This is a genomic window from Arthrobacter sp. 05L421, assembly GCF_056397785.1.
This window is the reverse complement of record NZ_JBFTOC010000001.1, coordinates 154,027-179,541: the sequence shown is the minus strand read 5'-3', so window position 1 is coordinate 179,541 and position 25,515 is coordinate 154,027. Positions and strand designations below refer to the sequence as shown.

Below are 25,515 nucleotides of genomic sequence, written 5' to 3'. Positions count from 1 at the left end.
AGAGGCACCGTGACAGGCTGTCGTTATCTTTTGGGCACAAATTTGGGCACAATCGAAGGCATGACTCCAAGCGCTGCGGCACGTGCCGGCACCACCACATTCAGTATGTCCGAGGGCAATGCTGCCAACGATGGCGGCGTCGTGGATGGCGCCGCAGGCGGCCTCGATGCCGGGCACCCGCTGATGGACGGCCGCACCGCAAGCTCGCCGCTGATCACGGCCTACCGCGGCGGCAAGCCCTCCCGCCGACCGGTCTGGTTCATGCGCCAGGCAGGCCGGTCGCTGCCCGAATACCTCAAGATCCGTGAGGGCGTCGCGATGCTGGACTCGTGCCTGCGCCCCGAGCTGGCTTCCGAGATCACCCTGCAGCCGGTCCGCCGCCACGACGTCGATGCCGCCATCTTCTTCTCGGACATTGTCATCCCGCTCAAGCTGGCCGGCGTGGGTGTGGACATCGTGCCCGGCGTCGGACCCGTCCTGGACAAACCGGTCCGCACGGCCGCGGACGTTGCCGCTCTGCCGCAGCTGACCTGGGAGGCCTTGGAGCCTATCCGCGAAGCTGTCCGGCTTACGGTGGCCGAGCTCGGCAGCACGCCGTTGATCGGCTTCGCCGGTGCGCCCTTCACCCTCGCCGCCTACATGGTGGAAGGCAAGCCTTCCCGCGACCACCTCGGCCCGCGCACCATGATGCACGCCGACCCCGAGACCTGGACTGCGCTGGCCAACTGGGCCGCGGACGCCTCCGGGATGTTCCTCCGCGCCCAGCTGGAAGCCGGCGCCTCGGCCGGCCAGCTCTTCGATTCCTGGGCCGGTTCGCTGGGACTGGCCGACTACAAGCGCTTCGTTGCGCCGGCGTCGTCCCGTGCCCTGGACCATGTCCGGCACCTTGGCGCGCCGCTGATCCACTTCGGCACCGGCACCTCCGAACTGCTCGTCGCGATGCGCGACGTCGGCGTCGACGTCGTGGGGGTCGACTATCGGCTGCCGCTGGACGAGGCCAACCGCCGCCTTGGCGGCACCGTTCCTCTGCAGGGCAACATCGACCCGGCCCTGCTCTCGGCGCCGTGGGAAGTCCTCGAAGCGCATGTCCGCGACGTGCTCGCGGCCGGCTCCGCGGCTCCCGGGCACGTGGTGAACCTCGGCCACGGGGTGCCGCCGGAGACGGATCCTGAGGTGCTCACGCGCGTGGTCGAACTCATCCACTCCATCGCTCCGGAGTAAGAGCGTGGACGCGGGCCCCGCCGGGACTCCCTTGGAAGGCACCGCCGTCGTGATTGGGGGCGGGATCTCCGGCCTGCTTGCGGCCCGGGAGTTCGCCCGGGCCGGCGTCCGCACCACCGTCCTCGAAGCCAGCGAAGCCTGGGGCGGCTGCATCGGCGGCCATGCCGTGGCCGGATTGACCCTGGACAGCGGCGCAGAATCTTTCGCCACCCGTACCACCGCCGTAGCCGACCTCGCGGCGGAGCTCGGGCTGGCTGGCGAGATCGTCGCTCCGAACCCCGGCGGCGCTTGGGTCCAGCTGCCCGACGGCCCGCGGGAACTGCCCAAGACCGGCGTCCTGGGCATCCCGGCCAGCCCGTGGGACCCGGAAGTCCTCCGGTCACTGGGCCTGCTGGGTTCCCTCCGCGCCTCCCTCGATGCCGTGCTGCCGGCCTGGCTGGGCACCGGCGCCGAGGCCACGAGCGTGTCAGCCCTGGTCCGCCGGCGGATGGGCAGCCGGGTCCTGGACCGGCTCGTGGCACCGGTTGTCGGGGGCGTCCACTCGGCCGATCCCGCAGTGCTCGACGTCGACATGGTGGCCCCCGGGCTGCGTGCCGGCATCCGTGAGCACGGTTCCCTCGCCGCCGCCGTCGCGGCCCAGCGCAGGGGAGCGGCGGCCGCCACGGCCGGACCGGCCGGTTCCGCGAGGGCCCAGTCAGCGGGGCTCCGGAAGGCCGGGTCCGCCGTCGCCGGGCTGCGCGGTGGAATGCACACTCTCGTCGCCGCCCTGCTCGCCGATCTCCGCCAGCGCGGCGTCACCCTGCTCAACGGCACCTCGGCCCGGTCCGTGCAGCGCACAGCCGACGGCTGGCGGGTGGCCACTGACCGGGCCATATTCGACGCCGGATTCCTCGTGGTTGCGGTGGAGGGCCCCGCGGCCGTCGGGCTGCTTGAGGACACACTGCCCGAACTTGCCGGCCTCCGCCCCGACGCCGGACCCGATGTCTGCCTGGTCACGCTTGTGGTGGATCTGCCTGCCCTTGACCCGGCGCCGCGCGGCACCGGCGTGCTTGTGGCGCCGCAGAGCCCGGGCGTGCAGGCCAAGGCGCTGACCCACGCCACCGCCAAGTGGGCCTGGCTGGCGGAGCGGACAGGCCCGGGAAGGCATGTGCTCCGGCTCTCCTACGGACGCGCTGCTGCCGCAGGCCCGGCGCGGGAGCCCGGAGCCGGGGGAGCGCCCATGGCCCCGCACTCTGACGATGAGCTGTTCCGCGCAGCGCTGGCTGACGCCTCGGCCCTGCTGGGCGTTCCCGTCGGCGCCGGGGACGTGGCGGACTGGGACGTGGTCCGCTGGGCCGGTGCGCTGCCCTTTGCGTCGCTGGGCCACAGGCAGCGCGTCGCGGCCGTCCGGAGCATCTGTGCAGCGGACGGCACGCTTGCCGTGGTGGGCGGCTGGCTGTCCGGCAACGGCCTGGCCGCGATCGTGGCCGACACCCCGGGGCAGGTCCAAACCCTGTTGTCCTGATCACGGTCTCTCGAGTCCCAAAAGCACCCTCAGCCACAGGAATAACAGTGGTTCCCAGGCACCCTGAACCTCTCCGGTCCCGTGTGGTTTCCTGCCGGATTTCCGCGGTTTTTGCAAGTTTTTCCTGCCGGTCGATTGCGGCTAGGGTCGATGACCATGGTTATTTTCAGGTCCAAGGTGTCCACAACGAAAAACGGGCGTCATTGGGGCCTTCGACGCGGCGCGGCGGCAGTCGCCCTCGGGGCGGTGCTGGCTGCCACCGCAGGGGTTCCGGCCTCACATGCGGCCACCGGGCTGTCCGCGGCAGCGTCCGCGCCGTCGGCGCAGGGCTCGCTGAGCCTCGGCCTCGATGACGTGCTGGATGGCCTGCTGGGCTCCGCGACGACGCCGAGCCACTCGCCCTCCGGCGGCTCGGACGAGGACACCCCTTCGCGGCCACCGTCGCACAGCAGCCCGGAGCCCAGCGATCCCAGTGACCCACAGCCCAGCACTCCCCAGCCCACGGCACCGCCCACCAGCACCCCGCCCACCAGCACCTCGTCCGCGAAACCTGCGCCGCCCGCCGCCCCGCAGGTCCCCGGCACGCCGCCCGCCGCCCCGGCACCGGGAGCTCCCGCCGCTGGCGGATCCGCCGGATCCGCTCCCACAGGAGAAGCTCCCGGCCAGCCAGCACCGGGAAGCGGCAGCGCCGACCAGACCGCCGAGCCCGGGGCAGCAGTGCCGGCCGTGGGCAGCGGTACCGGCACGCAGGCGCCGGCCTCGAAACCGGCCACATCGCACCCTTCCCCAGCCGGTTCAAACACAGCCGGTGCGACCATGACCCCGGCCAAGGGCCACGCCGGCAACTCCTCCCTGGAGGCGACGTCGGTGGTGAAACCTGCGGGGCTGTCACCGCTGGTCGGCTGGGGCATCGGCCTGGTGGTGTTCTCGCTCGGTGCCGGCGTCGCGGCGGTCCGGATGCGCCGGAGCTGACAGGACCTTTTCTGGCTGACCCGCCCGCCGCGGACCGCTGACCCGCCTGCCGCTGACCCGCCTGCCCCAGAGCAGCCTCCCGGGTGTGAAATAAAGCACTTCTACGCGTTGTAGAAGTGCTTTTTTTCGACTTAGCTGGGGAGAGGAGGCAGACTGGTATGCATGAGCCACACTTCTGCCGAATCTGTCACTAAAACCGGAATGTCAGCCCCCGGGGAATCAGTCGCCGGGGCAGCGGCGCCCGAAGATTCAACCGAGCAGTTCTTCACCCTCTGGACCGTTTTCAAGCGGTCCGAGGACATCCTGCGGGGCCCTGATGCAGCCGAAGACTTCGAAGCGCTGATGAAAAGCCTCGCCGACGCCGGCGTTGTCCACCGCGGCAGCTACGACGTCTCTGCGATGCGGGCCGACGCGGACATCATGGTCTGGCTGCATGGTCCCCGGCCGGAAGCGCTGCAGCGTGCAGTCCGGGACATCCGGCGCAGCAAACTGTTCGCAGGCACAGAGATCGTCTGGTCAGCCATGGGCGTGCACCGCGAGGCCGAGTTCGCCAAGAACCACACTCCGGCGTTCTCCCGCGGTGTGGAACCTGCAGAGTGGCTCTGCGTCTACCCCTTCGTCCGCTCCTACGAGTGGTACCTCCTGCCGGACGCCGAGCGTGGCGCCATGCTCCGCGACCACGGCATGCTGGGCCGCGACTTCCCCCAGGTCATCTCCAACACGGTCTCCTCCTTCGCCCTGGGCGACTGGGAATGGATCCTCGGCCTGGAAGCCCCCGAACTCGTGGACCTCGTGGACCTGATGCGTCACCTGCGGTCCACCGAAGCCCGGCACCATGTCCGGGAAGAAATCCCCTTCTACACTGGCCGCCGCGTCACCGCCGCCGAGATTGCCGAGGTCCTTGCATGAGTCCGTTGGATCCCCAGGAATCCGCCGCCTCAGTAACCGCAGTGAACCCCGTCACCGAGGCCGGCCGGATGGCCCCCAAGGAGTACGACGCCGTGCTCCTCGCCTCCTTCGGCGGGCCCGAGGGGCAGGAGGACGTCATCCCGTTCCTCCGCAACGTCACCCGCGGCCGCGGCATCCCGGACGAACGGCTCGAAGAGGTCTCGCACCATTACCGCGCCAACGGCGGCATCAGCCCCATCAACGGACAGAACCGTGAGCTCAAGGCCGGCCTCGAGGCCGAACTTGCCGCCCGCGGCATCGGGCTGCCCGTTTTCTGGGGCAACCGCAACTGGGACCCGTACATCCCGCAGACCCTGCAGGAGATCTACGACGCCGGCCACCGCAAGGTCCTCATGCTCACCACGAGCGCCTACTCCTGCTACTCCAGCTGCCGCCAGTACCGCGAGGACATTGGCATGGCACTGACGGAAACCGGGCTCGACGGCAAGCTCGAGGTCGACAAGGTGCGCCAGTACTTCGACCACCCCGGCTTCGTAGAACCCTTCATCGAAGGCACCGCCGCCGGCCTTGCCGACGTCCGGGCCCAGCTGGCCGCGGCGGGCACCCCGGACGCCCCCGTGCACATCCTGTTCGCGACGCACTCCATCCCTACCCGCGACGCCGAGGCCGCCGGGCGGTCCGAGGACGAGCCCCGCACCTTCGAGGAAGACTCCGCCTACGCCGCGCAGCACCTGGCCTCCGGCAGCGAGATCATCCGCCGGGTCGAGGTCGAGCAGGGCCTGACCGCACCGTGGTCCCTCGTCTACCAGTCCCGCTCCGGAGCCCCGCACGTGCCGTGGCTCGAACCGGACATCAACGACGCCATCGAGGAGCTCGCCGGCCAGGGCGTCAAGGGCATCGTGATTGTGCCGCTGGGCTTTGTCAGTGACCACATGGAAGTGGTCTGGGACCTGGACACCGAGGCGCTCGAGACCTGCGCAAAGCTGGATCTGACCGCCACCCGCGTCCCCACCCCCGGAACGCACCGCAAGTTTGTCGCCGGGCTCGTGGACCTCATCTGCGAGCGGACCGTCGCGAACAACATCGCCGAGCGTCCCCACCTGACCAAGCTCGGCCCCTGGTACGACGTTTGCCGGCCCGGCTGCTGCGCGAACTTCCGCGGCGAAAAGCCCACCGTCGCCGGAGCCGACACCACCGTCGGGACCGGGCACGATCCTTACCCGGCCGCACCCGTGGCTGCGGGCGCGGCATCGGCTACGGCTGCGACGGCGGCAGGCCGGGGGACCCCATGACCGTCCGGATCGGCACCCGCGCCAGCAAGCTGGCCCTGACCCAGACCCAGCAGACCGCGGACCAGCTGGCCGCCGTCGGAGGGTTCCCCGTCGAGCTCGTCCACATCCGGACCGAAGGTGATGTCCTCAAGGGCTCGCTGTCCCAGATGGGCGGCACCGGTGTATTCGTCGCCGCGCTCCGCGACGCCTTGCTGCAGGACAAATGCGACGTCGCCGTGCATTCGCTCAAGGACCTTCCCACCGGTCCGGCCTTGGGGCTGAGCCTCGCCGCCACACCGAAACGCGTCGACGTCCGGGACGTGCTGTGCGCCCATGGCGGGCTCAAGCTCGCCGACCTGCCCGAGGGAGCCACCGTGGGCACCGGCTCCCCGCGGCGCGCAGCCCAGCTCCGTGCCGCCCGCCCCGACCTGGACATCCGTGACATCCGCGGCAACGTGGAAACCCGGCTGGGGCGCGTCCCGGGCCTGGCGGGCAACACGAACGACGCCGTCGTCGACGGCAAGTCCTGCGACCTCGACGCCGTCGTGCTCGCCGCCGCCGGACTGCACCGGATCGGCCGGCTTGACGCCGTCAGCGAGTATCTCGAGACGGACGTCATGCTCCCTGCCGCCGGGCAGGGTGCCCTGGCGATCGAATGCCGCACGGCCGATGCGCCCCGCAGGGCCGGGTCGACGGAAGGCTCCCAGGGCGTGCTGGCGCAGGCCCTCGCGGCCCTCGATGATCCGGACACCCGGCTCGCCGTCACAGCCGAACGTGCTTTGCTGGCCCGCCTGGAAGCCGGATGCGCCGCCCCCGTGGGCGCCTACGCCTACCGCAAGGGCAGCATGCTGTACCTCGAGGCGGTGGTCTGCGCTGTCGACGGCACGGCAACGGTCCGCGACAAGAAGGCCACCGATGGCCTCACCGAGATCGGGGCAACGCTGCTCGGGATCGAACTGGCCGAAGTCCTGCTGGCCGGCGGCGCCGCCGGCATCGCGGACCTGGCAGCTTCCTGAACCGCGGATTCCACACTTTATGGGACGGCAAAGCGACCGAAACCACATGGGCGGGCCGGCCGGCACGAGGGTGCCGGACGGCGCCCGTGTGCTGGTTGCCCGCAGCCCGGACCGGGCGGGGGAGCTCGTCACGGCCCTCCGCCGTGTGGGTGCCGAGCCCATGCTCCTGCCGCTGATCGACTTCGAGCAGGCGAGTGACCAGCACTCCCTTGACGTCGCCTTCGACGCGCTCGGCGCCGGGGCCTACACCTGGCTTGTGATCAGCAGCGTGACCACCGTCCAGGCTCTTGAGTCGAAGGCCGCCGAACGGGGCGCTTCCCTCAGCAACTGGCTGCCCGGCGGTCTCCTCGTGGCCACGATTGGCCCGGCCACCCGCACTTTCCTGGAATCCCGGGGTATCAGCGTGGACCTTGCCCCCACGGGCCAGCAATCCGGAACGGGCCTGCTCGACATCTGGCCCGCGAACCAGGGCAGCGTGCTCCTGCCCCAAGCGGACATTGCCGACCCGCGGCTCCGCAGGGGCCTCGAGGCCCGCGGCGCCTTCGTCCAGGCCGTCACGGCCTACAACACGGTCGAATATCCCGCAGATCCGCGCCGGGCCCTGCCCGCCTTCCCGTCCGGCCCCGTGCCGGCCTCACCGCAGACCTTGACGCAACGGGCCGGTCCCGTGGGGCAGGACGCGCCCCCGCCCACAGTGCTCACCGTGGCCGAGGCGAAGGCGGAAATCGGTGCCGGCCGGCTGCACGCCGTGGTCGCCGCCTCGCCCAGCGCCGCCCGCCGCATCCACGCGGACCTCGCCCCGCTGGGCAACTGCCGGTTCGTCGCCATCGGACGTTCGACGGCGGCTGAGGCAGCCTCCCTCGGACTGAGCGTCGACGCCGTGGCGCAGGAGCCGACGGCGTCGGGCCTGGTAGCCGCCGTCGTCCGGTCCCTGGACCACCAGCACTCTCCACCTCATCCGTCAGTCGCAGAGCCCTCAGCAAAGGACACCTTATGAGCTTCCCGACCCACCGCCCACGCCGGCTCCGCACCACCCCGGCCATGCGCCGGCTGACCGCTGAACACCGGCTCTCGGCGTCGGAACTCATCCTGCCGGCCTTCATCCGCGAAGGCCTCACCGAGCCCAACCCGATCGCTTCTATGCCCGGCGTGCAGCAGCACACCACCGATTCGCTCCGGCGGGCCGCGGCGGAAGCCGTGCAGCTGGGCGTCGGCGGCATCATGCTGTTTGGCGTCCCCGCGGTCCGGGACGCGCGCGGGACGGCCTCCCTGGACCCCGACGGCGTGCTGAACAAGGCCATCCGGGACGTCCGGGCCGAGGTGGGCGACGAACTCGTCATCATGAGCGACGTGTGCCTCGATGAATTCACCGACCACGGCCACTGCGGCGTCCTTGACGCCAACGGCTACGTCGACAACGATGCGACCCTGGAGATCTACGGCCAGATGGCGGTCGCGCAGGCCGAGGCCGGCGCCCACGTCCTGGGTCCCTCGGGCATGATGGACGGCCAGGTCGCCGTGATCCGGCAGGCCCTCGAGGATGCCGGGCACGCCAACACCGCCATCGTGGCCTACGCCGCGAAGTATGCCTCCGCGTTCTACGGCCCGTTCCGTGAGGCCGTCGACTCGCAATTGACCGGCGACCGCCGCACGTACCAGATGGACGCCGCCAACCGCCGGGAGGCGATCCTCGAGGTGGACCTGGACCTGGCCGAAGGCGCTGACATGGTCATGGTGAAGCCTGCCATGAGCTACTTGGACATCCTCGCCGACGTCGCCGCCATGAGCCCCGTCCCCGTGGCCGCCTACCAGATTTCCGGCGAGTACTCGATGATCGAGGCCGCCGCCGCGAACGGCTGGATCGACCGCCGGGCGGCCATCACCGAGTCCGTCCTGGGCATCAAGCGCGCCGGCGCCAACATGGTGCTGACCTACTGGGCGAGCGAGCTGGCCGGCTGGCTGAAGGAGTCCCGGTGAGCGCGGCCCCCGAGCCAGGGAACACCACGCCCACGGCGCCGGTGGCGGCCGACCGCATCCTCCTCGGCCTGAACACCTTCGGCGACGTCGGCGTCTTCCCGGACGGCCATCCCGTCCCGCACGCCCAGGTGCTGCGGCAGCTCCTGGAACAGGCCGAACTCGCGGACGACGTCGGGCTGCACGCCTTCGCGGTGGGGGAGCACCACCGCCGCGACTTCGCGGTCTCCGCCCCGGAGGTCTTCCTCGCCGCGGCGGCTGCCCGCACCAAGAACATCAGGCTCGGCTCAGCCGTGACGGTGCTCAGCTCCGATGACCCGATCCGGGTCTTCCAGCGCTTCGCCACTGTGGACGCCATCTCCGGCGGCCGGGCAGAAGTCATGCTGGGCCGCGGGTCCTTCATAGAATCCTTCCCGCTGTTCGGCCTCGACCTGGCCGACTACGAGGTCCTCTTCGAAGAAAAGCTCGAGCTCTTCGAGAAGGTCCGGGCACAGAAACCGGTCCACTGGGAGGGACGCACCCGGCCGGCCCTCAACGGCCTGAGCGTTTATCCGCCGCTGGAACACCACCTCCTGCCGACCTGGATCGGCGTCGGCGGCACCCCGGAGTCGGTGCTGCGCTGCGCCGAGTACGGCTACCCGATCATCTTTGCGATCATCGGCGGCCAGCCGCGGTCCTTCGCGCCCCTGGCCAACCTCTACCGGGAGGCCATGGCCAAGTACGGGCACCCGATGCAGCAGATGGCCACCCATTCACCCGGCCACGTCGCCGCCACGGATGCGGAAGCCCGCGAGGAGTTCTACCCGCACTGGCTCGAGCAGCGGAACAGGATCGGGGCCGAACGCGGCTGGGGTCCGGCCAGCCGGGGCGAATTCGACGCGATGTGCACCCCCGAGGGAGCCCTCTATGTCGGCTCGCCCGAAACCGTGGCCGCGAAGATCGCCCTGCTCAAGAAGAACCTCGGCGTGGACCGCTTTGATCTCAAGTACAGCAACGGCACCCTGCCGCACCCGTCCATGGTGCGCTCCATCGAACTGTTCGGCACCGAAGTGGCGCCCCGCGTGGCCGCGCTGCTGGCCGCGCACTGACCCGGCCGCGAACTGAAAGAATAGGAACCATGACTTCCAGCATGCCTCGCAACGAGGAACTCTTTGACCGCGCCCGCCAGCTGATGCCGGGCGGTGTGAACTCACCCGTGCGTGCCTTCGGCTCCGTGGGCGGGACGCCGCGGTTCATGGTGTCCGCGAAGGGTGCCTACCTGACCGACGCAGACGGCGCCGACTACGTCGACCTCGTCTGCTCCTGGGGCCCGGCGCTGCTGGGACACGCCCACCCGGAGGTCCTCGCCGCCGTGCACGCCGCCGTCGACCGCGGGCTGTCCTTCGGCGCGTCCACACCGGACGAGGCCAACCTCGCCGCCATCGTCAAGGAGCGCGTCCCGGCCGCCGAGCGCGTCCGGATGGTGTCCACCGGCACGGAGGCGACCATGACGGCCGTCCGGCTGGCCCGCGGCTTCACGGGGCGGAACCTGATCATCAAGTTCGCCGGCTGCTACCACGGCCACCTCGACGGCCTCCTCGCCGCCGCGGGCTCCGGCCTGGCGACCCTTGCGCTGCCCGGCTCGGCCGGCGTCACCGCCGCGACGGCCGCCGAGACTCTCGTGCTGCCCTATAACGACCTCGACGCCGTCGAAGCCGCCTTCGCCAAGCACGGCGACAGCATTGCCGCCGTCATCACCGAAGCCGCTCCCGCCAATATGGGCGTGGTGACCCCCGCCGACGGCTTCAACGCAGGCCTATCCCGGATCACCCGCGAGCACGGCGCCCTGCTGATCCTCGACGAGGTCCTGACCGGCTTCCGCACCGGGTACTCCGGCTACTGGGGCCTGACCGGCGGGGCGGCCGACGCCGCCGAGCCGTGGGCCCCCGACCTGCTGACGTTCGGGAAGGTGATTGGCGGCGGCATGCCGACGGCGGCCCTTGGCGGACGCGCCGACGTCATGGACTATCTGGCGCCCGTGGGTCCCGTCTACCAGGCCGGAACGCTGTCCGGTAACCCGGTGGCCATGGCCGCCGGCGTCGCGACCCTCACGCATGCCACCCCCGAGGTCTACTCGTTCGTGGACGCCCGCTCGCTCGAACTCTCCGCGGCGCTGTCCTCCGCGCTCTACGCAGCCGGCGTGGATCACTCCATCCAGCGCGCGGGCAACCTGTTCTCCGTGGCCTTCGGCACGGGCGCACGGGGGGTCCACAACTACGACGACGCCCAGGGCCAGGACGTGTTCCGCTACGCCCCGTTCTTCCACTCCATGCTGGACTCGGGGGTCTACCTGCCGCCGTCGGTCTTCGAGGCATGGTTCCTCTCCGCCGCGCACGACGACACTGCGATGAACCGGATCTTCGACGCCCTGCCGGCGGCGGCGAAGGCGGCGGCCGGCGCCAAGCCGTAGCCTGCGGCCGGCGTCGGGCTCTCATGGCCGGCATCCTTAAATGGCTGATGGCACCCGCAGCGGCGGGTGCCATCAGTAGTTAATGCTGCCGCAGGCGGCCTAGAGAACGTCCGCGAGGAACCCTTGCAGCCGTTCGGTCTCCGGGCTCGTGAAGATCTGTTCCGGCGGACCGGACTCGACCACCACGCCGGCGTCCATGAACGTCACGGTGTCCGAGACGTTGCGGGAGAAGCCCATCTCGTGGGTCACCACCACCATGGTCATGCCGCCCTTGGCGAGATCGGCCATCAGCGCCAGGACACCCTTGACGAGCTCTGGGTCCAGGGCCGAGGTGGCCTCGTCGAAGAACATCACCTCCGGTTTCATGGCCAGGGCGCGCGCAATGGCGACGCGCTGCTGCTGGCCACCGGAGAGGTTGGCGGGACGCGCGTCGGCCTTGTGCTTGAGCCCCACCAAGTCGAGCTGTTCAAGCGCTTCTGCCTGGGCCTGCTCGGCCGGCAGCTTGCGCAGCTTCCGCAGCGCGAGCGAGACGTTGTCCACCACGGTCTTGTGCGGGAACAGATTGAACTGCTGGAACACCATGCCGATCCGCTGGCGCAGCTCGTCCGGGTTGTCCTTCAGGACCGAGCGGCCATCGAGCAGGATATCGCCCTGGTCCGGTTCGATCAGGCGGTTCATGACCCGTAGCAGCGTGGACTTGCCCGATCCGGAGGGGCCGATCACCGAGGCGGTGGTGCCCTTCTCGACGTGCAGGTCGATGCCGCGGAGGACATGGTTCGAGCCGAAGGACAGGTGCAGGTTCTTGCCGGTCAGCGAACCGGACGCGAATTCGCTCATGGCTGTGCTCCCTTCCCGATCAGGGCCGCGGCGTCGTCGGGCTGACGTTTCTCCGGACGGCCGGTGCGCAGGCGGTTGTCGATGTAGTTGACCAAGTGGGTGAGCGGAACGGTCAGGATGAGGTACATGAACGCCGCGGCCACGAGCGGCGAAAGGTTCCCCGTGTTGGCGGCGGCGTCGTTCCCGATCCGGAAGATCTCGCGCTGGCTGGCGATCAGGCCCAGCAGGTAGATCAGGGACGAGTCCTTGATCAGCGCGATGAACTGGTTGACCAGGGCCGGGAGCACCCGTCGGATGCCCTGCGGGATCACCACGAGGCGCATGGACGAGCCATAGCTGAAGCCCAGGGCGCGGGAGGCCTCCAACTGGCCCTTTTCCACGCTCTGGATGCCGGAGCGGAAGATCTCGCCGATGTAGGCCGCCGCCATTAGGGTCAGGGCGAAGATGGCGAGAGGGAACGGGTTGGTGGATCCGGTTGTGACCCGGACCACGGGTCCAAGCCCGAGGCCGATCAGGAGGATGATCACAATCGCCGGGACGCCGCGAAACACATCCGTGTAGATCCGGGAGAGCCAACGCAGCGCAGTGATGCGGGACGTGCCCATGACGGCCAGGAACATGCCCAGGATGCACCCGAGCACGCCCGAGGAACCTGCCAGGATCAGGGTGTTGGGCAGGCCGAACTTAATCATGTTCGGTAGGACGGCTGCCATCGCCTCCCAGTCAAAGAAGGTCTTTACGAGTTGATCGAGTGCATCCATGGACTAGGACTTCGGAACGGTGACGGCTTTGGAGCCCGGGGACCACGTGGCCGGGGTCTCGCGGTCCGGGTACCATTCCTTGGTCAGCTTGGACCAGGTGCCGTCGGCAATCACAGCGTCGAGGCCGGAGTTCAGCGCGTCAATGAGCGGCTGGTTTTCCTTGTTCACGGCGTACGCGGTGAAGTTCTGGGTGTTCACAACCGACTCGGCGATGACCGTGCCATCGCCTTCCTTGACCTGGCCGGTGGCCTGCTGGGACGGAGCGACCCAGGCGTCAACCTGTCCGTTCTTCAAGTTGGCGTAAGCGGTGTTGTAGTCCTCGAAGCGGACGGGCTCGATCTGAAGGGTGTTGGTGACGTAGTCATCCTGCACCGTGCCCTGGACCACGGCGATGCGGGAGTCCTTGGTCAGGTCCTTGAACCCCTTGATGTTGGAGTCTTTCTTGGCCACCACGGCCATGTAGCCGAAGTCGTAACCGTTGGTGAAGCCAACGGTCTTACGGCGCGCGTCGGTGGTGGAAATCGAGGAGGACCCGAGGTCGAACTGCTTGTTCTGGACCTGGGCGAGCAGCGACGCGAAGCCGGTCGACTTGAACTCCACCTTGAGGCCCAGCTTGTCCGCAATGGCACGCAGGAGCTCGTTGTCGTAGCCGGTGAATTTGCCGGACTTGTCGATGTAGATGTTCGGCGGAGCATCCGAAAGGGTGCCCACAGTCAGGGTTCCTTCACTCAGCAGGCCGAGCTTGGACTTGTCAATCTTGTCCAGGGGAGTGACGTCCTTGGTGGTGTATTTGTCCAAGGATTTCTGGTCGCTGCCCTGGAGGGCATCGGTCGATGACGCCGTTGTCTGGGCCGTCCCGCCGCCGCACGCTGCAAGGGAGACCGCCACGGCGATGGCCACGGGAACGGTTGTCAGCCACTTCAAGGCTTTGCTTTTCATCACGCAATCACTTTCGTCTGAAATTCAGTGGGTCGCGGGAGGCTCATCAGGGCTCCCGGCCGCTGGCTTGGGCGCCGGGTGGAGCAGACACGCCGCGAAAGATAATTGTGTCACCCCGCGGGGAGGCCCATTCAATCCGAACGAATCAGGGCTGAGGTGTTCATTCTGCGAAGTATCTTCAGGTTCCCAAGTAATCGGCGATGATCCGGGAAGCGCCGACGAGGTGTGGCGGAATCATCGGCGTCGGGGCAAGCGGCAGTTCGAAGCCCCAGGCGGTGTGAGCTCCGTCGCAATCACTGGAATTACAGGGCTCGGCGGTCTAGGTGAGCCTTTACGCCGACGAAAGTTTCGTTTTAAGAAGTGCTCCCGGTTCCGGACCTCCAGGGGTCCAGGCGTTTAGGCGTTTAGAAAGCCCGGTGTTCAGAACCCGGCGTCCAGAAAGCCGGCCTTTAGAAATCCTAAAAGTCGCCGCGGCTGGCGTCCTCAGGAGGCAGGACGGGCCAGTCACCTTCGATCACCGCGGCCGGCTTTGTCTTGCGCAGGTAGCTCTGGAAATCGGCGGCCTGGGCGGAGGCCCATTCGACCTGGAGCTGGTGCAGGTTGCTCGCCGGCATCCTGAGCTTGGGAAATTTTCCGGCCATGGCATCGAGCATGCGCAGGGTTGCCAGGGCGTCGGCGGCCGAGGTGTGGGCGTTGTCCAGATTGACGCCGTATTCCTCGCACAGGGCGGTCAACGTGCGCTTGCCCTTGCGGTAGCGGTCCACCTGCTTGTTCATGACGTAGGGGTCCAGGACGGGGAATCGGCTCAACTGCGGGACGCCGTAGCGGGCCGATTCGGCAGCGAGCACGGTGAAGTCGTAGCTGGCGTTAAAGGCGACAACGGGCACGCCGTCGTCGAAGAGCTCCTGCAGCACGGCGGCGAGTTCGCGCGTCACTTCCGTGGCGGGGCGGCCTTCGCGGCGGGCCTGCTCGGTGGTGACGCCGTGTATATCGCTGGCCTCGGTGGGGATCTCTACGCCGGGATCGGCAAGCCACTCGTGTTCCTTGATCACTCCACCGGCGGAGTCCACCACCGTGACCGACGCCGTGACGATCCGCGCCGAACGGGAGTTGCGGCCGGTCGTTTCGAGATCGAAGGCTGCGCGGGGAAGGCTGTTCCAAGTGCTCATGCGTCAACGCTACCTGCTGCCTCCGACAGTTTTTGACCGCCGTGCCCGCGTGCCGCCTGGGCACCGTTCCGGAGTCTGGAACGGCTAGGCTGGATCGATGCGAACGGAGTATGTGGAGGCTGTGCTGGAGCTCGTGGCGTTGATCCCGGCCGGCGCGGCAGTGGCCTATGGCGATGTTGCAGAACTCCTCGGCGCCGGCGGCCCGCGCCAGGTCGGTTCGGTCATGAGCCACCATGGCAGCAGCGTGCCCTGGTGGCGCGTCCTGAAGTCCAGCGGGGACGCGCCTCCCGGCCTCGAGCACGAGGCCTTGGCGCTCTATCTCCAGGAGGGGACGCCGCTGCTGGGCCATTATGAGGACTTCCTCCGGACCGGCGAGGGCCGCTGGCGCGTTGACCTGGCGTCCGGCCGGTGGGCGCCCACCGACGCCGACTTCGACCGGATCGATGCCATCGCTGAGCGGCTCGAGCGGGAGTCACATAAATTGTCGGTACCCGATGATGAAATGACTGTGTGAGTACCCCCAGCCACGGCCAGAATTTTGAACAGCCACAGTTTGAGCAGACAGAGCAGGCACCGTCTAAAGTGACAAAGTTTCCGTCTGCAGGGCTGCGCCTGTTGCCGCCACGGACCCACCACAGCGCGGTCCCGGTGCTGTCGCCGGACCAGCTCAGCGCCGTGGAGGTCCCGCCCGGTTCCGGCCCCGTCCTGGTGCCCGGGGCGCCCGGCACCGGAAAGTCGACGGTCCTTGTCGAGGCAGCCGTTCGCCGCGCCCTGCGGGACGGCCTTGATCCGGAGCGGATGCTCATCCTGGCGCCCGGAAGGCTCGCCGCGGACACGCTGCGCGACCGCTTCACGGCCCGATTGAACCGCAGCCTGAGCACGACGCCTGCGCGGACCTGGGCGTCCTATGCCTTCGATCTGATCCGCCGTGCCAAGGCCGAAGGCCTCCTCCCGCTTCCGCGCCAGCCGAAGCTGCTCTCCGGTCCCGAACAGGACCTGATCATCAAGGAATTGCTGGAGGGCCATGCGTTGCCCGGCCTCGAGCTGCCGTGGCCGGAGGACCTGGACGCGGCCCTGCAGACCCGCGGATTCCGGCAGGAAGTGCGCCAGCTCTTTGACCGCATCATCGAGTCCGGGCGGACGGCCGAGGACCTGGTGGCGCTGGCCCGGCAGTGCAACCGGCCCGACTGGATTCCGGCGGCCGCACTGTACTCCGAGTACCGCGACGTCCTGGATTTGCGCATGCCCGAGGCCTTCGACCCCGCCGGCATCATCACTGCCGCACGCCAGATCTTCCAGGACTCACCGGATTTCCTCGCCGCCGAGCGCGACCGCCTGCAACTGATTCTCGTGGACGACATCCAGGAAGCGAACCCCGCGGTCTTCGAACTGCTGGCAGACATCGCCGCCGGCAAGGACGCCATCATCACTGCCTCGCCGGACACCGTGGTTCAGGGTTTCCGCGGGGCGCGCCCCGACCTCGTGGCGGAGCTTCCCCGCCTCCTGGCCACTGACGGGGCGATCCTGGAACGGCCGCTGTGGACCGCGCATCGGCACGCACCGGCCGTGGCAGAGGCATGGCTGTCGGTGGCGGGGCGCATTTCCCGCAGGTCCGGCGGGCAGTCCGCACGAAGGCTCGAACAGCCTGAACCGGCCCCGACTCCGTACAGGGCGCCGGTCCCGACGACGGGATCTGCTGTCCCGACGCCGGACGGGCCGCCCCGCGCCGACAGCCGCCCGGGGACGGTCGAGGCCCATCTGCTGCCGTCGCATGTCCACGAACTGCGGTACGTGGCGCAGCGGATCCTCGAGGCCCAGCTGAACGACGCCCGCGAGCTCGGGGACATTGCTGTGATCGTGCGCAACGGCGGCCAGCTCAGCCAGCTGCAGCGGTACCTGGCTGGCCAGGGGATTCCGGTCCGGATTCCCGTCGCCGAGTCCGCTGTCCGGGATGAGGTCGCGGTCCGTCCACTGCTGGATGCCTATGCGGTGGCCCTCGACCCCGCGGTGCTCACGCCCGAATCGGCTGTGTCCTTGCTGACGTCGCGGATAGGCGGCGCCACCTCGATTGAATTGCGGAGGCTGCGGCAGTCGCTGCGCCGGGAGGAACTCCTGGGCGGCGGCGGACGCACCAGCGACGCCCTCCTGGTCGAAGCTCTGCTGGAGCCGGGGGCGCTGGCAACGCTGGGCATCGAGGGGCACTCGGCCCGCCGGATCGCCCGGATGATCCGGGCGGGGCAGGACGCCGCCGAGGCCCCCGGAGGTAACGCCGAGACGGTGCTCTGGGCGCTCTGGCATTCCACCGGGCTGGCCTCCCGCTGGACCGAGGCCGCCCTCGCCGGAGGATCGGCCGGTGCCCGGGCCGACCGTGACCTCGATGCCATGATGGCGCTGTTCCACACCGCGGAACGCTTTGTCGACCAGCTGCCGGGCTCGGGCCCGGAGCAATTCCTTGAATACCTGCTGAGCCAGGAACTGCCCATGGATACCCTGGCCGCCAGGGCGCAGCTGGAAGACGCGGTGGAGCTCATGACCCCTGCAAGCGCCGCCGGCCGGGAATGGCCCGTGGTGATCGTGCCGGGACTGCAGGAAGGTGTGTGGCCCAACACCCGGCTGCGCGGCGAGCTGCTCGGCAGCACTTTGTTCGCCGACGCCGTCGAACACGGTGTGGAGTATGCCCTGCGACTTGACCCGCAGAGCCGCCTGCGGGAAATCCGGTATGACGAGCTCCGAAGCTTTTCCACCGCGGTGTCCCGCGCCCGGGAGGTGCTGATCTGCACGGCCGTGTCCTCGGAGGATGAGCAGCCGTCCTCGTTCCTGGACTATGTGGCGCCGCTGCAGCCGGGGCAGGACCGTCGGGGCTTCACCCCGGTTGAGCGTCCGCTGACCCTCAGGGCGCTAGTCGCGGAACTGCGCCAGTACGCCCAACTCGACCCAAAGGCAGCCGAATCGGCCGAAGCCGCGGCCGTGCTGGGAGTCCTCGCCACGGCTCAGCCGCCGGTTCCCGGCGCCCACCCCGCGAGCTGGTGGGGACTGGCCGGGTTGTCCTCGGAGGAGCCTGTTGTTCCCCCGGGCGGCACCGTGTTCGTGTCGCCGTCGAAGGTCGAAACCGTGCAGAAATCGCCGTTGGACTGGTTCGTCCAGGCCGCCGGCGGGGAAGCCGCGACGGATTTTGCCCGCAGCCTGGGAACGCTGGTGCACGCCATTGCGCAGGACTTGCCGGACGCCTCGGGCAGCGAATATGTCGCCGAACTCGTCCGGCGCTGGCCCACACTGGGGATGAAGGACAACTGGGAAGGCAAGCTGGACTTCCAGCGTGCCGAGTCCATGGTCCGTAAGCTCGCCCAGTATGTCCTCGTGATGCGCAGCGAGGGCCGGAGCCTGATCGGCGTCGAACAGGACTTTGAGGTGAAGCTGCCGGACGTTCCGGCGGAGACCACCCGCGGACCCGGATCCGAATCCGGCGAGGGCGGGAGCATCGGGCCGGCGCGGCCCGCCGTGCTCCGCGGCCAGGTGGACAGGCTCGAGATCGACGCCGAGGGCCGGCTGGTGATCATCGACCTCAAGACCGGCAAACGCCAGCCCGGCAAGGCGGATCTGGACCGCCACCCGCAGCTTGGCGCCTATCAGGCTGCCGTGCTGGCCGGCGGCTTTGCGGGCCCCGACGACGGGCCGCCCCCGCTGCCCGGCGGAGCCGTCCTGGCCCAGCTGGGCACCACAACCAAGAGCCCGGGAATCCAAGCCCAGGCCCCACTGGACCCGCAGGACAACTGGGCGCTGGAGATGGTCGGCGACGCCGCCCGCGTCATGTCCGGCAGTGTTTTCCAGGCCCGGCACGATCCGTCCAAGGGGGGCCACGGCGGCCACGGCTGCCGGCTCCCCGAAGTGTGCCCGCTGTGCGTGCGGGGAAAGCAGGTTACTGAATGACCCCCGAGGCGCCGGAGACCGGCTTGGCCCATCTGGAGCTGGCACCGATTCCCCTTCCCGAGCCGCGCTTCAGCCCGGAGGAGCTGTCCGGACTGCTGGGGGAGAAGAACAGCCCCACTGCCGAACAGTCCCTGATCATTTCCTCGCCCCTCACGCCGCGGCTCGTGATCGCCGGGGCAGGCTCGGGGAAGACAGCCACCATGGCCGACCGGGTGGTCTGGCTCGTTGCCAACGGCTGGGTCCGGCCGGAGGAAGTCCTGGGAGTCACGTTCACCCGTAAGGCCGCCGGTGAGCTCGCCTCGCGGATTAGGGCCAAGCTGGCCGCGCTGGCGCGCATCGCGGCGGCCGACACCGGGAACACTCTCTTCCCGGCCGGGCTGCTGAGCACGGATGCGCTGGAACCCAAGGTCTCCACCTACCACTCTTACGCGAGCGGCATCGTGTCCGACTACGGCCTCCGCCTCGGCGTGGAACGCGATGTCGTGCTGCTCGGCGGGGCCCAGTCGTTCCAGCTCGCCAGCGAGGTGGTGGAAGCCTTTGACGGGGACTACGAACACTTCCGGTCCGCCAAGTCGACCCTGGTCAAAGCCGTGATCCAACTGGCAGGAGAGTGCGCGGAGCACCTGCAGGACCCGGCCCAGGTCCGTGGCTGGCTGCTGGAACGGATCGCAGCCTTCGAGTCGCTGCCGTATGTCGCGGAGGCCAAGAAGAACCCCACCCAGGCGGCTGGCGAGCTCAGCGCGATGCTGCGCACCCGGGCCAGCGTCGCGGACATGGTGGGCCGCTATTCCGCGGCGAAGCGCGCCCGGGGCGCCCTGGACTTCGGCGACCTCGTGGCCCTCGCGGCGCGGGTGGCCAGCGAGATTCCAATAGCCGCCCAAACGGAGCGCCAACGCTACAAGGTAGTGCTCCTCGATGAGTTCCAGGACACGTCGCACGCCCAGCTGGTGCTGTTCTCCCGGCTCTTCGGCGACGGCCACGCGGTCACCGCGGTGGGGGACCCGAATCAGTCCATCTACGGATTCCGGGGAGCGTCGGCCGGGCAACTTTTCCACTTCGTGCGCGAATTCCCGATCCTCGTCAGCGGCGAAGCCACCGCCCACAGCGCCGACACAGACCAAGGAACCGGTGGGGACCAGGGAACCGGCGGGGACCAGGGAACCGGCGGGGATCAGGGAAGCGGCCCGGCCCGGCGCTTCGCCGTGGCGCCGACGTCGTATTTGACCACCGCGTGGCGCAACGGGCGCAACATCCTGGCCACGGCCAACCTCATTTCGGCACCGCTGAGCAAGGCGGCGGCGAATCTCGGGGCCGCCGGGGCCCGGGAAACTGCCGATGCCGTCGAGGTACCTCCCTTGCAGCCCAGCCCTGCCGCCGTCGAGGGCAGGGTCGTGATGGGGCGCTTCGCCACGGACGAAGCCGAGGCCGCGGCAATCGCCGGAGATGTGCTGAAATTCCGGGTTACGGACTTCGACGCCCCGCAGTCCGCCGACCCAGTTCCGCCGGCCATGGCCGTCCTCTGCCGGCGACGGGCACAGATGGAATGCATTCGCCGCGAATTCGAAGTCCGGGGCATTCCCTATGAAATCGTCGGTCTCGGCGGGCTGTTGGACACACCGGAAATCATCGATCTTGTCGCCACCCTCCGGGTCCTGGCCGACCCCGGCCGCTCGGACTCCCTCATGCGTCTGCTGGCCGGCGCGCGGTGGCGGATCGGCCCGGCAGACCTGATGGCCCTGCGGGACTGGTCCAGTTTCCTGGCGCGCCGTCGGGGCCGCCCCGGCGGCCTGGACGCCGACGACGCCGGGCTGGACACGGGCGATGACGCAGTGGTCGAAGGCGACATCACGGATTCCGCCAGCCTGGTCGAGGCCCTGGACTGGCTGCCGCGCGACGGCTGGACCTCGGCGCACGGCCGCAGGCTGAGCCCGGAGGCCCGCGGCCGGCTGCAGCGGCTCTCTGACGAGCTCCGGCAGCTGCGCAGCTACATGGGGGACGATCTCACCACCTTGCTGGGCGAGGTTGAACGGGCGATGCTCCTGGACATCGAAGTTGCCGCGCGGCCCGGGATCAGCATCCACCAGGCCCGCCGCAACCTGGATGCCTTCCAGGACGCAGCGGCCGGGTTCCTGCACACCTCACAGCGGGTGGACGTCCTGGCGTTCCTCGCGTGGCTGGAAGCCGCGGCGGCCGAGGAAAACGGCCTCGATGCCGCGGCGCCGGAGGTGAACCACGAGGCCGTCCAGCTCCTGACCGTGCACGCTTCCAAGGGGTTGGAATGGGATGTCGTGTTCGTTCCCGGGCTCAACGCCGGGGCGTTCCCCAGCAGCAGGGACTCGCGGTGGAGCAGCGGCAGTGCCGCATTGCCGTGGCCGTTGCGCGGCGATCGCGCCGACCTGCCCCAATGGGACCTCGAGCAGCCGGACCAGAAAGGCTGGCTCGACGCCGAGAAGGAGTTCAAGTCGGCCGTCCAGACGCACGGCGAGGCCGAGGAACGGCGCCTGGCCTACGTGGCATATACCCGTGCAAAACACGTGCTCTGGATTTCAAGTGCCGCGTGGGTGGGATCCCGGGCCGGTTTGGCCGAAATGTCTCCCTTTCTTTCGGGGCTGGAGGGCCTCACCGCGGAAGGCGCAGCCGAGATCCACCCGCTCTCCGTCAGCGAGGACGCGCTGCCGGCCGAAAGCCCCTTGACCTCTGAACTTGAAGTCGCCGCCTGGCCCTACGATCCTCTGGAGGGGCCGCATGATCCGCGGACGGGGAAACGGCTGCGTCTTGTCCCGGGCCGGCGCGCGGCCATGGAATCCGCCGCGGCCCGTGTCCTTCAGGCCATGGAGGCCGGCCCGGACAGCCACGTGGCCGGTGATGTGGACACCGTCGCGGCTCCGTCGCACCCCGGCGCCGACGGCGGACGGCGTCCGATCCTGCGCGGTCCTTCGGCCGGATGGGCAAGGGAGGCTGCCACTTTGCTGGAACGCCGTTCCCGGCGCTCGGTGGTCCAGGAAGTGCATCTGCCGGGCCATATCTCGGCATCCACCCTGGTGGACCTGGAGGATGATGCAGGCTCCGTCGTGGCCCGCCTGCGCAGGCCGGTCCCGCGCGAGCCGGGGATGTCGGCCCGCAAGGGCACGGCCTTCCACGCCTGGGTGGAGGAATACTTCGGCGCCGCCGGGATGCTGGACCTGGGCGAGGCTGCCGGCGCTGACGACCACATCGACGAGGCCTACGGCCTGGATTCCATGGTGGAAACATTCCGCCAGTCCGAGTGGGCGCACCGCGCCCCCGCCCATGTCGAGGTCCCGGTTGAGACGCGGATTGGCGATGTGGTGGTCCGGGGCAGGATCGACGCCGTGTTCCGCGACGCCGACGGCGGCTGGGACCTTGTGGACTGGAAGACCGGTCGCCGCCCCTCGGCGGCCCAGCTGAAGGTGAAGGCAGTCCAGCTCGCCGTCTACCGCCTGGCCTGGGCCCGGCTCAAAGGGCTCCCGCTGGAGGACGTCCGGGCCGCGTTCTATTACGTGGCCGACAACCAGGTGGTCCGTCCCCACGATCTCGGCTCAGCGGAACAGCTTGAGGGAATCGTGGCAGCGGCGCTGGGAAGGACATCGACGGCGCGGGGCGCCTAGTCGGATTCCTGCCAGGCGTGCGCCGGCCGGCGCGAGTCCGGGGGCAGGCGCCCTGACTGAACTGGCAGGCGGCGCCGGGTCTAGCGGGAGGTGGTGTCGACCACCGTGATGGCGGCGGTCGACGTGTTGTCGTCCGAGCCCGGCTTCGCCGTGGAGCCCGGCTTCGCCGTGGAGTCCGGCTGAATGACGGCGATCGATTGTGCCGACGCGTCGTCGACCGGGGGAGCTTCAGCCTCAGCGCGTTCCCCGGCATCACCGGCGTCGGCGTCCGGACGCACTGCCTGCAGGGCATCGTTTTTAGTGACGTCAGCCTCGGCGGTGGCGTCGGAGGTAGGGGAGGCGCCGGTGACGTCGCCGGTGGATCCGGCGCCCGGCTCGGCGTCGGCAACTGTGACCTCAGCGGCGTCCGTGCCTGCGACAGGCTGCGCGAGAGCCGCCGGTGCATCGGCCTCCGTCTCCCGCGGGATCGGCGTGACATGGACAGCGGGCATGGCGCTGAATTCCGCAGAGGCATCCTCAGCCGGAGCGGCACCGGGTACCGGCTCCATAGGCAGCAGCGTGACCTTACTGACGGCCGGTGCCGTCCCGTTGGCCGGAAGTGACGGAGCGGCCGGAGCCGCGGGCGCCGTCGTCGGCCCATCGGCATAGGCGCCGGTGGTAGCTGTTTGTTCTGCGCTGTCTCCGGGTGCCGCGACCGGCTGCGGCAGGGGTTCCACGCTGATGGGCTGGCCGCCGTGTTCCGCCACGTCGTCGGCCAGGGTGGCGAGCATGGACTCAGCCTCGTCGATCATGTCCTGGTTGCCGGCGGCCATACCCTTGACCAGATACTGCGCCAGGGCGAATTCGGCGGACAGCGCGGCGCGCCGCAGCAGATGGGCATGGGGAACATCGCGCCGGTTGGAGGTGTAGTGATCCAGGACCGCGTTCACAAAGTCCTGTTCATTCGAGGCGACCAGCCAGGCCATGTCATCGGCCGGGTCGCCGATGCGCAGGTCGGTCCAGCCCGTCACAGCGGTCACCCGGTCGCCGTCGACCAGCAGGTTGTCCTCGTGGAGGTCGCCGTGAACGACGCAGGGATTGAAGCGCCAGAGGGAGACGTCTTCCATGGCGTGTTCCCAGCGCCGCAGCAGCAGCGGCGGGATTTTTCCGGTCGTGGCGGCCTGGTCCAGTTCGTTGAGGCGCCGCTGGCGGAATTCGTTGGGGGTGTAGCTGGGCAGATCGGCATTGCTCACAAGTGACCGCGGGAGGTCATGAATCGCAGCCAATGCTGCCCCGATTTCGCGGGCAACGGCGGGGGAGCCGCTGCTGAGGTCGTCCAAGGATCGGGTGGCGCCGGCCAAGTGCGAGTAGACGAACGTGCTGAGCTGGCCCTGCCGGACAGTCCCCGCCACCGTGGGCATAAGGAACGGCAATTCGGCCCGGATGCCGGGAGCGAAGGCCCGCAGAACCAGGAATTCGGTTTCCAGCCGGGCGCTGGCTTCGGCGTGCCGGGGGGAGCGGACCCGCCAACGCTTGCCCTCGGAGTCCAGCAGGAGGGCTGCGTCGAAGTCCGCCGGATCGTCGGGCGCTGAGCTGACGGCGGTCGGGGTCAGGCCGGGGACCGCCGCTGTTGCTACAGCTGCCAGTTCGATAGGTTTCCTTCTCACCCTTCCACGGTAGGTCGAGCGGCGCCCAAGACGGCGATGCACTCCGGCGAGTCTTGAGATCGGGCGTAAATGAGGGCAAAACTAGGGCTAAATGCGCAGCAAACGGCCTGTCCCGCACACGCCGTGGAGCACGGGGCGGCGTGGGTGGCAAATGTCAATTGTCTGCCCGAGTCAGTACGGTGGGTATATGAGTCTTGCGGAGTCACCGGCATCATCACAAGCATCGTCACCGGCATCAGGAAAAACCCCCTCCGAATCCTCGGCACCAGAAGGTTCGGCACCGCAGGTGCATCTGCCGGCAAACCACCTGATGGAGACGGTTCTTCCCGTGCGCCCGGCACTGATAGACCGCGGATCCGCGGCCCGGGTGAATCCCGGAATGCTGGCGGACCTTCTCAGTTCAGGCTCGGCGCAGGCCATGGTGCTCTCCGGCCGGCAGGCCCTCGTCAGCGACAGCAGCCTTGTTCTCCTGAACGCGGCCGAGCTCGCCGGGCACCTGGCCAACACCCCGTATGCTCCGGAACACGTGATCTACCTCGGTTCAGCCCTGCCAGGTTCGGACCTCGACGCCGGCACCGAGCTGGTCCTCTTCGTTCTGCCGCTCCAGTTCGAAGTCCGGGCCGAGGAGTTCGAGGCCCACGTGGCCGGCATCCCCAGCGATGCGCAGTGGGCGGGTTTCCGCGATGTCGCTGCACGCTTGAACGCCACGGATACGGCGCTGTTCATCGAGGCCAGCGCCATCGCCAACTGGCACGCCACCCACACCCATTGCCCGCGCTGCGGAACCCCCACGCAGCCGGAGGCCGGCGGCTGGGTCCGGCGCTGCCCGGCGGATAACTCCGAGCACTTTCCCCGGACGGACCCGGCCATCATCGTGACCGTGGTGGGTCCCGACGGAAGACTGCTGCTGGGCGGAGGCGGTCCGGTCGACGCCCGAAACTATTCGACCCTCGCCGGCTTCGTCGAACCGGGGGAGTCGCTGGAACAGGCAGTGCAGCGCGAGATCGGCGAGGAAGTCGGGGTCCGCGTCACCGCTTCCCAGTACCTCGGGTCTCAGTCCTGGCCGTTCCCCGCCTCCCTGATGCTGGGTTTCACGGCCACCACACCGGATACCGAAGCCCGGCCCGACGGCGTCGAGGTCACCAGGGCGCGCTGGTTCAGCCGGAGCGAACTGCAGGAGGCGGTCCTCAGCGGCGAGATCGTCATTTCCAGCAGGCTCTCCATCGCCCGGTCCCTCATTGAACACTGGTACGGCGGCGTCATTCAGGACGCCGCGGACAGCGCCTGACCCGGC

18 protein-coding genes and 1 pseudogene are annotated in these 25,515 nt (G+C 69.1%); 14 read left to right on the top strand and 5 right to left on the bottom strand.

Features of this window, described 5'->3' with window-relative positions; all coding sequences use genetic code 11:
- Window positions 1-105: 105 nt before the first annotated feature.
- The 10 genes from hemE (at window position 106) to hemL (ending at window position 11,316) form a co-directional block, all read left to right on the top strand.
- A complete protein-coding gene (gene hemE / locus AC1DKQ_RS00750; RefSeq protein WP_476918169.1) occupies window positions 106-1,221 on the top strand; it encodes a uroporphyrinogen decarboxylase in 1,116 nt (371 codons plus the stop codon).
- Window positions 1,222-1,225: 4 nt separating this feature from the next.
- Window positions 1,226-2,725: a protoporphyrinogen oxidase gene (gene hemG, locus AC1DKQ_RS00745; protein ID WP_476917958.1), complete on the top strand. Its 1,500-nt coding sequence runs from the start codon at window positions 1,226-1,228 to the stop codon at window positions 2,723-2,725.
- Window positions 2,726-2,881: 156 nt separating this feature from the next.
- The gene (locus AC1DKQ_RS00740; RefSeq protein WP_476917957.1) at window positions 2,882-3,697 is read left to right on the top strand and encodes a hypothetical protein; all 816 of its coding nucleotides are present in this window, start codon (window positions 2,882-2,884) and stop codon (window positions 3,695-3,697) included.
- A 162-nt stretch (window positions 3,698-3,859) separates the two neighbouring features.
- Window positions 3,860-4,606, top strand: coding sequence for a hydrogen peroxide-dependent heme synthase (gene hemQ, locus AC1DKQ_RS00735; RefSeq protein ID WP_476917956.1), 747 nt, complete (start codon window positions 3,860-3,862; stop codon window positions 4,604-4,606).
- Window positions 4,603-5,898: a ferrochelatase gene (locus AC1DKQ_RS00730; protein WP_476917955.1), complete on the top strand. Its 1,296-nt coding sequence runs from the start codon at window positions 4,603-4,605 to the stop codon at window positions 5,896-5,898. Before hemQ ends, AC1DKQ_RS00730 begins: the two co-directional genes overlap by 4 nt.
- Window positions 5,895-6,893 (top strand): hydroxymethylbilane synthase, encoded by a 999-nt coding sequence (gene hemC / locus AC1DKQ_RS00725; RefSeq protein WP_476917954.1) that lies wholly within the window; start codon window positions 5,895-5,897, stop codon window positions 6,891-6,893. The genes AC1DKQ_RS00730 and hemC overlap by 4 nt, the downstream gene beginning before the upstream one ends.
- A gap of 46 nt (window positions 6,894-6,939) precedes the next feature.
- Window positions 6,940-7,890 (top strand): uroporphyrinogen-III synthase, encoded by a 951-nt coding sequence (locus AC1DKQ_RS00720; RefSeq protein WP_476917953.1) that lies wholly within the window; start codon window positions 6,940-6,942, stop codon window positions 7,888-7,890.
- Window positions 7,887-8,870 carry a porphobilinogen synthase gene (gene hemB / locus AC1DKQ_RS00715; protein WP_476882789.1) on the top strand — a complete coding sequence of 328 codons (984 nt, stop codon included), beginning with the start codon at window positions 7,887-7,889 and terminating at the stop codon, window positions 8,868-8,870. Before AC1DKQ_RS00720 ends, hemB begins: the two co-directional genes overlap by 4 nt.
- A complete protein-coding gene (locus AC1DKQ_RS00710) occupies window positions 8,867-9,955 on the top strand; it encodes an LLM class flavin-dependent oxidoreductase (RefSeq protein WP_476917952.1) in 1,089 nt (362 codons plus the stop codon). The genes hemB and AC1DKQ_RS00710 overlap by 4 nt, the downstream gene beginning before the upstream one ends.
- A 29-nt stretch (window positions 9,956-9,984) precedes the next feature.
- Window positions 9,985-11,316 carry a glutamate-1-semialdehyde 2,1-aminomutase gene (gene hemL, locus AC1DKQ_RS00705; protein ID WP_476917951.1) on the top strand — a complete coding sequence of 444 codons (1,332 nt, stop codon included), beginning with the start codon at window positions 9,985-9,987 and terminating at the stop codon, window positions 11,314-11,316.
- A gap of 99 nt (window positions 11,317-11,415) precedes the next feature.
- Here hemL and AC1DKQ_RS00700 read toward each other — a convergent pair whose 3' ends face one another.
- From AC1DKQ_RS00700 to AC1DKQ_RS00685, 4 genes are all read right to left on the bottom strand, one after another.
- Window positions 11,416-12,153 carry an amino acid ABC transporter ATP-binding protein gene (locus AC1DKQ_RS00700; RefSeq protein ID WP_476882792.1) on the bottom strand — a complete coding sequence of 246 codons (738 nt, stop codon included), beginning with the start codon at window positions 12,151-12,153 and terminating at the stop codon, window positions 11,416-11,418.
- Window positions 12,150-12,914, bottom strand: coding sequence for an amino acid ABC transporter permease (locus AC1DKQ_RS00695; protein ID WP_476882793.1), 765 nt, complete (start codon window positions 12,912-12,914; stop codon window positions 12,150-12,152). Before AC1DKQ_RS00695 ends, AC1DKQ_RS00700 begins: the two co-directional genes overlap by 4 nt.
- 3 nt (window positions 12,915-12,917) lie before the next feature.
- A complete protein-coding gene (locus AC1DKQ_RS00690; protein ID WP_476882914.1) occupies window positions 12,918-13,853 on the bottom strand; it encodes an ABC transporter substrate-binding protein in 936 nt (311 codons plus the stop codon).
- A gap of 458 nt (window positions 13,854-14,311) precedes the next feature.
- Entirely contained in the window at window positions 14,312-15,022 is a 711-nt protein-coding gene (locus AC1DKQ_RS00685; protein WP_476917950.1) for an exonuclease domain-containing protein, read from the bottom strand.
- Between the two features lie 97 nt (window positions 15,023-15,119).
- Between AC1DKQ_RS00685 and AC1DKQ_RS00680 the strand changes: the two genes are divergently transcribed.
- The 3 genes from AC1DKQ_RS00680 (at window position 15,120) to AC1DKQ_RS00670 (ending at window position 22,575) form a co-directional block, all read left to right on the top strand.
- Window positions 15,120-15,536, top strand: a complete 417-nt coding sequence (locus AC1DKQ_RS00680; RefSeq protein WP_476882795.1) for an MGMT family protein — start codon at window positions 15,120-15,122, stop codon at window positions 15,534-15,536.
- Window positions 15,537-15,604: 68 nt separating this feature from the next.
- A complete protein-coding gene (locus tag AC1DKQ_RS00675) occupies window positions 15,605-18,949 on the top strand; it encodes an ATP-dependent helicase (protein WP_476917949.1) in 3,345 nt (1,114 codons plus the stop codon).
- On the top strand, window positions 18,946-22,575 hold the full coding sequence (locus AC1DKQ_RS00670) for an ATP-dependent helicase (protein ID WP_476917948.1): 3,630 nt from the start codon (window positions 18,946-18,948) through the stop codon (window positions 22,573-22,575). Before AC1DKQ_RS00675 ends, AC1DKQ_RS00670 begins: the two co-directional genes overlap by 4 nt.
- A 368-nt stretch (window positions 22,576-22,943) precedes the next feature.
- Here AC1DKQ_RS00670 and AC1DKQ_RS00665 read toward each other — a convergent pair.
- Window positions 22,944-24,221, bottom strand: a pseudogene (locus tag AC1DKQ_RS00665) (macrolide 2'-phosphotransferase); the annotation flags it as partial.
- A 286-nt stretch (window positions 24,222-24,507) separates the two neighbouring features.
- Here AC1DKQ_RS00665 and nudC point away from each other — a divergent pair.
- On the top strand, window positions 24,508-25,509 hold the full coding sequence (gene nudC, locus AC1DKQ_RS00660) for an NAD(+) diphosphatase (protein WP_476917947.1): 1,002 nt from the start codon (window positions 24,508-24,510) through the stop codon (window positions 25,507-25,509).
- Window positions 25,510-25,515: the final 6 nt, after the last annotated feature.